Origin of the sequence: Streptomyces sp. NPDC059832 (assembly GCF_042731715.1) — a bacterium.
Classification (GTDB): Bacteria; Actinomycetota; Actinomycetes; order Streptomycetales; family Streptomycetaceae; genus Streptomyces.
Genome location: NZ_JBHWIY010000043.1, coordinates 42134 through 50088 on the forward strand (window position 1 = coordinate 42134; position 7955 = coordinate 50088).

The following is a 7955-nucleotide window of genomic DNA, read 5'->3' on the forward strand; positions in this document are numbered from 1 at the left end:
ACTCATCGCGTACTCATCGAGTGCTCATCGCAATCTCGACCTACTTCCAACTCGCGAGGTACCTGACCGCACGGGGTCCCGTGCCGTTCATTTCCTACGGTGTCACCCGCTCGACCAACCGCTGTACTGCGGCGGGGTCGAACGGCCCCTTGGCCTTGAAGGCCCGGGGGAAGGCCCGGCGGCGAACCGCCAGGTCCAGACAGACGGAGGCGGGGTGTACATAGGCACCCCGGCCGGGCAGCGTACCGCGAGGATCGGGGACGCAGGCGTCCCCGTCCACGACGATGCGCAGCAGATCGCTCTTGGCCGCCCGCTCCCGGCATCCCACACACGTTCGCTCAGGGCAAGCACGGGCCTGCGTCCGGCCAGACACGTCTAAGTCTACCTCCCCGCACCGACCTCACCCCTTTGGGGCAAAAATCGAACGGATGTTGTCGTGATCTCAGCGGCATTCCGCCGGGATGTATTCCCTGCGGGCCGGGTCAGCGGCGCTCGGACCGCTCACGGGCCCGCTCGGCCCGCTCCCGGTCGGCGACGTCGCGCTCGGCGTCGGTCTCGGTGTCCGGACGGATGTCGATGCGCCAGCCGGTGAGACGGGCGGCGAGGCGGGCATTCTGCCCCTCCTTGCCGATCGCCAGCGAGAGCTGGTAGTCCGGCACGGTGACCCGGGCGGACCGGGCGCCGAGGTCGACGACCTCGACCTGGCTCACCCGTGCGGGCGACAGCGCGTTGGCGACCATCTCGGCGGGGTCGTCCGACCAGTCCACGATGTCGATCTTCTCGCCGTGCAGCTCGGCCATGACGTTGCGCACACGGCCGCCCATCGGGCCGATGCAGGCACCCTTGGCGTTCAGCCCGGAGCGGGTCGAACGGACCGCGATCTTGGTGCGGTGGCCGGCCTCGCGGGCGATGGCGCAGATCTCGACGGAACCGTCCGCGATCTCCGGCACCTCCAGCGCGAAGAGCTTCTTCACGAGGTTGGGGTGGGTCCGCGACAGCGTCACGGAGGGGCCGCGCACGCCCTTGGCGACCCGTACGACGTACGTACGCAGCCGCAGGCCGTGGGTGTACTCCTCGCCCGGCACCTGCTCCTGCACCGGCAGGATCGCTTCCAGCTTGCCGATGTCGACCAGGACGTTCTTCGGGTCCTTGCCCTGCTGGACGACGCCGGTGACGACATCGCCCTCGTGGCCCGCGTACTCACCGAACGTCTTGTCGTCCTCGGCGTCGCGCAGCCGCTGCAGGATGACCTGCTTGGCGGTGGTCGCGGCGATCCGGCCGAAACCGGACGGGGTGTCGTCGAACTCCTTGGGCTCCTGGCCCTCTTCGAGGTCGGCCGGGTCCTCCTTCGCCCACACCGTCACATGGCCGCGCTCGTCGAGCTTCACTCGCGCGCGGCGGTGGCTTCCGTCGGTACGGTGGTAGGCGATGAGGAGGGCCGACTCGATCGCCTCGACGAGCACGTCGAAGGGGATCTCCTTGTCCTGTGCCAAGCCCTTCAAGAGCTTCACATCGATGTCCACGGCTACGCCTCCTCTTCCTTCTTGTCCTTGCGGCTGAATTCGATCTCCACGCGCGCCTTGGCGATCTCGTCGAAGGCGACCCGGCGGGACGTGGGCTTGCGGCCCTTGACGCCCGGCACTTCGAGGTCGAGACCCTCTTCGTCCACGGCGAGGATGCGGGCCACCAGCTCGCCGCCCTCGTGCAGATGCAGCTTGGCCAGGCGGCCCGTGGCACGTACGTAGTGGCGGTGCTCCGTCAGCGGACGGTCGGCACCGGGGGAACTGACTTCGAGGACGTACTCGCCGTCGCCCATCGCGTCGGTCTCGTCGAGCTTCTCGGAGATCGCGCGGCTCAGCTCGGCGCAGGCGTCCAGCTCGACGCCCTCCTCGGAGTCCACGATGATCCGCAGCACGCGGCGGCGACCGGCCCGGGACACCTCGATCTCTTCGAGATCCAGCTGTTCGGCGCTGACGAGCGGTTCGAGCAGCCCGCGCAGCCTCTCGCTCTGGGTGGTGCTCATCCGGGTGACTCCTCGGCCGCGTGTGCTGTTGTGGGGATCGTCGCGTGTCAGGTCAAAGGGTATCCGGTCCCGAGGGGTGTTGCCGTCCGCCGGCTCCCCGGCCGCGGGTACGCTCGCCTGCGGTGATCACTTCAGGACAGATCCAGTCAAGTCAGGTACAGGCTCGAAGGAGAACAGGTGCGGCGCACGGGGACGACGCGCAGAGGTGCGTTCACCGCGACGGGAGCGCTCGCCCTGGGGGCGGTGCTGGCCGGCTGCGGTGACGGGCCGGGGCACGGGAAGGACTCCGGCCGGTCCGGGGCGGCGACCGCGGCCGAGCAGGCCTCCGCTGCGCGGGCGGAGAAGAGGATCCGGGCAGCCGCCGCTCGTACCAGCCTGGAACTGCTCGGCGGGTACGAGCAGGTGATCAGGACCCACCCGGCGACCGCCGCGGGGCTCTCGCCGCTGCGGGACGCCGTACGCGCCCATGCCGAGGCGCTGGCGCCGGCCGGCGGGCGGCCGCCCGCCCTCCCGCGGTCGCGCGCGGCCGGTCTCAAGGAGCTGGCCGCGGCGGAGCGCCGTGCCGCGGACGCGCACCTGGCGGCCCTCATGGAGGCCCCGCCGGAGCTGGCCCGGCTGCTGGCGTCGATCGCGGCGGCGGGGGCGGCCCACGTCTATCTGCTGACCGAACTGGCCAAGGAGACCTCGTCATGAGTGCCGGGACACGGAAGGCCGCACAGGCGGCCCTGGCCGCCGAACACGCGGCGGTGTACGGGTACGGGGTGGTCGGCGGCCGGGTCGCCGAGGGCCGCCGGGCCGAGGCCGTGGCGGCGTACCACGCGCACCGGGCCCGGCGCGACGCGCTGACGCGGACCGTGCGCGGACTGGGCGGCGAGCCGGTGGCGGCGCAGGCCGCGTACGCTCTGCCGTTCGCGGTGCCGGACCCGGCCGCGGCGGTGCGGCTGGCGGCCGTGCTGGAGGACCGGGTCGCCGGTGTGTACTCCGATCTCGTACGGGCCGCCGAGGGGCCGCTCAGGCGGGAGGCGGCCGACGCGCTGCGGGAGGCCGCGGTGCGCGCGGTCCGCTGGCGGGGCAGCGGCGTAGCCTTTCCCGGGCTCGTCGAGCGGTCCGCCGACGGCACCGGCGCGAAGGCGGGGACAGCCGCGAACGCCGGGTCCGGTGCGAAGAGCGGGGCCGATGTGACGAACGGGTCCGGCGCGGCGCACTGAAGAAGCTCTGAAAGGGAACAAAGCACGTATGGGTTTCGAACCGCCGCAGCGTCTGGTGCGGGCGCTGGGCGAGTCGTACGGGGATGCGGCCGCCGCCGACTGGCTCGCGCAGCTTCCCGCACTGACCGAGGAAGCGCTGTCCGCCACCGGACGGAAGCCGACCGTGGAGCGGGTTGCCGCCCCGGGGGGCCGCAGCAGTCTGGTCCTGCTGGTGACGGGTTCCGACGGCACCCCGGCCGCCCTGAAGATCGCGCCGCCCGGGGCCGCACCCGAGCTGGAGCGGGCGGCACTGGCCCACTGGAACGGCTGGGGCGCGGTCCAGCTCATCGCCGCCGGCCCCGGCGCACTGCTGCTGGAGCGACTGCACCCCGAGGTGTCGCTGCGCTCGCTGCCGGAGGCGAAGGCGCTGCTCGAAGCCGCGGGGACGGTGCGCCGGCTGTGGGTCGAGCCGCCGGCCGGGCACGGTTTCGAGACGGTCGCCGAACGGACCGGGCACCGGATCGGGCCGATGCGCGCCTGCGCGGCCACCGACCCGGGCCTGGAGCCGCTGGTCTCCGCGGCGCTCGCGGCGCGTGAGGAGCTGGTCGCCCACTCCCCCGAACTTCTGCTGCTGCACGGCAACTTCCGCCAGAGCAAGGTGCTGGCCGGCGAGCGGGCGCCGTGGCTGACGGTCGGCCCCGAGCCGCTGGTCGGCGAGCGCGCCTACGACCTGGCCCGCCTGGTGCGCGACCGCGTCGAGGACCTGATCGCCTCGCCCGGCGGCCCGGTGACGGCCCGCCGTCGGATCAAGAAGCTCGCCGATTCGCTGGACGTGGACCGGGAGCGGCTGCACGGCTGGACGCTGTTCCGCGCGGTGGAGTCGGGGACCCGGGCGCTGACGGCCGGCCGCCGCCAGGAGGGCGAGCTGACACTGGAGTTCGCGAGCTGGCTCTGAGGACCGACAGGCCGCAGGCCCCCGCGCGGTGCGCGGGGGCCTGCGGCTTTCTGCGGTGTCAGGCGGTGAGGCGGGCGATCGCCTCGTCGACGGTGAGCTCCTCGCGCTCACCGGTGCGGCGGTCCTTGAGCTCCAGGACGCCCTCGGCCGAGCGGCGGCCGGCGACCAGGATCTTCGGGACGCCGATGAGCTCGGAGTCGGTGAACTTGACGCCGGGCGAGACGCCCGGACGGTCGTCGACCAGGACGCGCAGGCCCGCGGCGTTCAGCTTCTCGGAGACATCGAGCGCCAGCTCGGTCTGGAGCGCCTTGCCGGCCGCGACGACGTGCACGTCGGCCGGGGCGATCTCGCGGGGCCAGCACAGGCCCTTGTCGTCGGCGGTCTGCTCGGCGAGGGCGGCCACCGCGCGGGAGACGCCGATGCCGTACGAGCCCATCGTGACGCGGACGGGCTTGCCCTGCTGGCCGAGGACGTCGAGGGAGAAGATGTCGGCGTACTTGCGGCCGAGCTGGAAGATGTGCCCGATCTCGATGGCGCGGTCCACCTGGAGGCCGGTGCCGCAGTTGGGGCAGGGGTCGCCGGCCTCGACGACGACGACGTCCAGGTAGTCGGCAACCTCGAAGTCACGGCCCGCGACGACGTTCTTCGCGTGCTTGCCCTCCTTGTTGGCGCCGGTGATCCAGGCGGTGCCGGGGGCGACGCGCGGGTCGGCGATGTAGCGGACCTTCTCCAGGCCCTGCGGGCCGACGTAACCGCGTACCAGGTCGGGACGGCCCTCGAAGTCCTCGGCGGTGACGAGCTCGACGACGGCGGGGGCGAGATGCTCACCGAGCTTGCCGAGGTCGACCTCGCGGTCGCCCGGCACGCCCACGGCCACGATCTCGCCGTCGACCTTGACCAGCAGGTTCTTCAGGGTCGCGGAGGCCGGGACGCCGAGGTGCGCGGCGAGCGTCTCGATGGTCGGGGTGTCGGGGGTGTCCAGCTCCTCGACGGGGCCGTGCGCCGAGCCGTCCGCGGGAGTGGCCTTGAAGGTCACGGCCTCGGTGTTGGCGGCGTAGTCGCAGGCGGGGCAGTCGACGAAGGTGTCCTCACCGGCCGGGGCGGGCGCGAGGAACTCCTCGGACGCCGATCCGCCCATGGCACCGGAGACGGCGGAGACGATGCGGTGGTCGAGGCCGAGCCGCTCGAAGATCCGGATGTAGGCGGCGCGGTGGAGCCGGTACGCCTCGGCGAGACCCTCGTCGGTGGTGTCGAAGGAGTACGAGTCCTTCATCTGGAACTCGCGGCCACGCAGGACGCCGGCCCGGGGACGGGCCTCGTCGCGGTACTTGGTCTGGATCTGGTACAGGATCACGGGCAGGTCCTTGTAGGACGAGCACATGTCCTTGACGACCTGGGTGAAGATCTCCTCGTGGGTGGGGCCGAGGAGGTAGTCGGCACCCTTGCGGTCCTTGAGCCGGAACAGCAGGTCGCCGTACTCGTCGTACCGCCCGCTCGCCTCGTACGCCTCCTTGGGCAGCAGCGCGGGAAGCAGGACCTCCTGGCCGCCGATGGCGTCCATCTCCTCGCGGACGACGCGGGTGATGTTCTCCAGGACCTTCTTGCCGAGCGGCAGCCAGGTCCAGATTCCGGCCGCGGTGCGACGTACGTATCCGGCCCGGACGAGCAGCTTGTGGTTGAGCGTCTCGGCGTCGGCCGGGTCGTCGCGCAGTGTCTTGATCATCAATCGGGACATGCGCTGGACCTGGGCCATGGTGAACTCCTGCTCGGAAAGGGTGATGTGCAGGAGGTTAGCCGGGCGGTACGGGTGGGCGGAAATCCATTGTCCGCGGTGCCGGTGCCGTGACCGGCGATGCGCGGCACCGGGGCACGCGAGCCCGGCATGATCCGAACGAGAGGCCCTAGCCCTTGCGACGCAGCGGGAGGGGGGCTCCCATCACGGCGTACGGCTCGGGAGCGCTGGGAAAGAGCACCTGCCGGGCCAGGTCCTGGTAGCCGAGACTGCGATACAGGCCACGTGCCGGGCTCTCCGTGTCGATGGCGGAGAGGATGGAGCGGGGCTGGTCGACGGCGTCGGTGATGGTGGTGATCAGCGTGCGCCCGATGCCCCGGTTCTGGAACTCCGGCAGGACGTGCAGTTCGGTGATGACGAACGCGTCGTCGAGCCAGTGCACGCTGCCGGTGGCGCGGAGGTAGGGCTCGACGACGGTGGACCACCACTGGCCGCGTTCGTTCGGCATGCCGTAGACGAAGCCGACGAGCCGCTCGTCGGCGGTGGTGGCGCCGAGGGCGCGGGCGCGGGGGTGGTCGAGGTGTCTGAGGACGATATGGCGTCGTACCTCGACCTCTTCGGGACCCAGGCCGAAGGCGACGGCCTGCACGGAGAGCGCCTCGTCCACGCGCGCTGCGAGATCGATCGGCCCGATCCGGACGCTGGGAGTGCGGGGGCCGCCCCCGGAAACTGCTGCCATGCGCCGACCCTACTGGCCGGGGCGGGGTACGGGGTACGGGGCGGTGAAGCCGGTGACCGGCCGGTCAGAACAGCACGCTCATGAACGCGCCGGTCTCCCGGAAGCCGACCCGGGCGTAGGCCCGGCGCGCGGGGGTGTTGTAGTCGTTCACGTAGAGACTGACCACGGGGGCGACATCGGCCAGCGCGTAGCGCAGGACCGCGGCCATGCCGGTTTCGGAGAGTCCGCGGCCGCGGTGTTCGGGGGCGACCCAGACGCCCTGGATCTGGCAGGCCTGCGGGGTCGCGGCGCCGATCTCCGCCTTGAAGAGGACCTTGCCGTCCTCGATCCGGGCGAAGGAGCGGCCGGCTCCGATGAGCTCGGCGACGCGGGCCTGGTAGAGGAGTCCGCCGTCGCCCGCGAGCGGGGAGATGCCGACCTCCTCGGTGAACATCGCCACACAGGCCGGCATCAGGACGTCCATCTCGTCCTTGCGGATCCGGCGGACCAGGGGGTCGGGGGTCACGTCGGCGGACGGGCTCTCGGTGACCATCAGCGGCTGGTTCGCCCGGACTTCGCGGGCGGGTCCCCAGCCGGGTTCGAGCAGCCGCCACAGCTGGGCGGTGGGTTCGGCGGGGCCGACGATCGAGGAGCAGCGGCGGCCGGCCCGGCGGGCCCGGTCGGCGAAGGCCCGGACGGCCTCGGGGGTGGCGCAGATGGGGACGAGGTTGGCGCCCGAGTAGCAGAGCGAGCGGAGTCGGCCGTCGGCGTACCAGCCCCACATCTCGCCGCCGAGGCGCCAGGGGTCGAGACCTGCGATCTGGACCCGGGACGTCACGAAGGCGTTGGCGACGGGCTCGCTCTCCAGGACGGCGAGAGCGGCACCGAGGTCGCTGGGTTCGAGGACCCGGGTGGTGGTCTGCGTCAACACGAGGGGGCCTCACCATACGGTCTGCTGATTTCCGCACTTTAACCGAAGCGGCTCATCCGTGCCGCCCGTGCCTGCGAACAGGCTCCGCGGTGGCCGTGAGGTCGCTCACGGCGGCGCCCCGCCGGTCGGTGTCCGTCCGGCGGGGCGCTGTGGTGCGAGTCGTGGTTCGACCGATGTCGTGGTTCAGCCGACGTCGTGGTTCAGCTGACGGAGATCTCGGGCTCGCCCGAGGCGATGCCGTCCTTCTCCATCTGCTCGGCGATCTTCATGGCCTCTTCGATCAGCGTCTCGACGATCTTCGACTCGGGCACCGTCTTGATGACCTCGCCCTTCACGAAGATCTGCCCCTTGCCATTGCCCGAGGCAACACCCAGATCCGCCTCACGCGCCTCACCCGGACCATTGACGA

General features: G+C 71.7%; 10 protein-coding genes. 3 read left to right on the forward strand and 7 right to left on the reverse strand.

Going from position 1 to position 7955, the window contains the following annotated elements; genetic code table 11:
• Positions 1–94: 94 nt before the first annotated feature.
• From ACFV8T_RS40235 to rimP, 3 genes are all read right to left on the reverse strand, one after another.
• Positions 95–373, reverse strand: coding sequence for a YlxR family protein (locus ACFV8T_RS40235; protein WP_385337420.1), 279 nt, complete (start codon positions 371–373; stop codon positions 95–97).
• A 109-nt stretch (positions 374–482) separates the two neighbouring features.
• A complete protein-coding gene (nusA, locus tag ACFV8T_RS40240; RefSeq protein ID WP_266427444.1) occupies positions 483–1523 on the reverse strand; it encodes a transcription termination factor NusA in 1041 nt (346 codons plus the stop codon).
• 2 nt (positions 1524–1525) lie between these two features.
• Positions 1526–2023: a ribosome maturation factor RimP gene (gene rimP, locus ACFV8T_RS40245; protein WP_266427442.1), complete on the reverse strand. Its 498-nt coding sequence runs from the start codon at positions 2021–2023 to the stop codon at positions 1526–1528.
• 177 nt (positions 2024–2200) lie between these two features.
• Between rimP and ACFV8T_RS40250 the strand changes: the two genes are divergently transcribed.
• Genes ACFV8T_RS40250 through ACFV8T_RS40260 form a run of 3 tightly spaced genes read left to right on the forward strand, consistent with a single transcriptional unit; the run spans position 2201 to position 4165 of the window.
• The gene (locus ACFV8T_RS40250) at positions 2201–2716 is read left to right on the forward strand and encodes a hypothetical protein (RefSeq protein WP_385337424.1); all 516 of its coding nucleotides are present in this window, start codon (positions 2201–2203) and stop codon (positions 2714–2716) included.
• Positions 2713–3231: a ferritin-like domain-containing protein gene (locus tag ACFV8T_RS40255; RefSeq protein WP_266427436.1), complete on the forward strand. Its 519-nt coding sequence runs from the start codon at positions 2713–2715 to the stop codon at positions 3229–3231. The genes ACFV8T_RS40250 and ACFV8T_RS40255 overlap by 4 nt, the downstream gene beginning before the upstream one ends.
• A 28-nt stretch (positions 3232–3259) precedes the next feature.
• Entirely contained in the window at positions 3260–4165 is a 906-nt protein-coding gene (locus tag ACFV8T_RS40260) for an aminoglycoside phosphotransferase family protein (protein WP_385337427.1), read from the forward strand.
• Positions 4166–4223: 58 nt separating this feature from the next.
• Here ACFV8T_RS40260 and ACFV8T_RS40265 read toward each other — a convergent pair whose 3' ends face one another.
• From ACFV8T_RS40265 to ACFV8T_RS40280, 4 genes are all read right to left on the reverse strand, one after another.
• Positions 4224–5918 carry a proline--tRNA ligase gene (locus tag ACFV8T_RS40265; RefSeq protein ID WP_385337430.1) on the reverse strand — a complete coding sequence of 565 codons (1695 nt, stop codon included), beginning with the start codon at positions 5916–5918 and terminating at the stop codon, positions 4224–4226.
• A gap of 148 nt (positions 5919–6066) precedes the next feature.
• Positions 6067–6636, reverse strand: a complete 570-nt coding sequence (locus ACFV8T_RS40270; protein ID WP_385337433.1) for a GNAT family N-acetyltransferase — start codon at positions 6634–6636, stop codon at positions 6067–6069.
• 64 nt (positions 6637–6700) lie between these two features.
• Complete coding sequence (locus ACFV8T_RS40275; protein WP_385337436.1) at positions 6701–7546, reverse strand: GNAT family N-acetyltransferase; 846 nt, start codon at positions 7544–7546, stop codon at positions 6701–6703.
• Positions 7547–7746: 200 nt separating this feature from the next.
• Positions 7747–7955: flavodoxin-dependent (E)-4-hydroxy-3-methylbut-2-enyl-diphosphate synthase (locus ACFV8T_RS40280; RefSeq protein WP_385337438.1), on the reverse strand; the 209-nt coding region annotated here is incomplete at its 5' end.

Excerpts from the sequence above, each read along its gene's own strand:
- rimP (WP_266427442.1), bottom strand. The coding sequence starts at position 2,023 with ATGAGCACCACCCAGAGCGAGAGGCTGCGCGGGCTGCTCGAACCGCTC.
- ACFV8T_RS40255 (WP_266427436.1), top strand. The coding sequence starts at position 2,713 with ATGAGTGCCGGGACACGGAAGGCCGCACAGGCGGCCCTGGCCGCCGAA.
- ACFV8T_RS40260 (WP_385337427.1), top strand. The coding sequence starts at position 3,260 with ATGGGTTTCGAACCGCCGCAGCGTCTGGTGCGGGCGCTGGGCGAGTCG.
- ACFV8T_RS40265 (WP_385337430.1), bottom strand. The coding sequence starts at position 5,918 with ATGGCCCAGGTCCAGCGCATGTCCCGATTGATGATCAAGACACTGCGC.
- ACFV8T_RS40270 (WP_385337433.1), bottom strand. The coding sequence starts at position 6,636 with ATGGCAGCAGTTTCCGGGGGCGGCCCCCGCACTCCCAGCGTCCGGATC.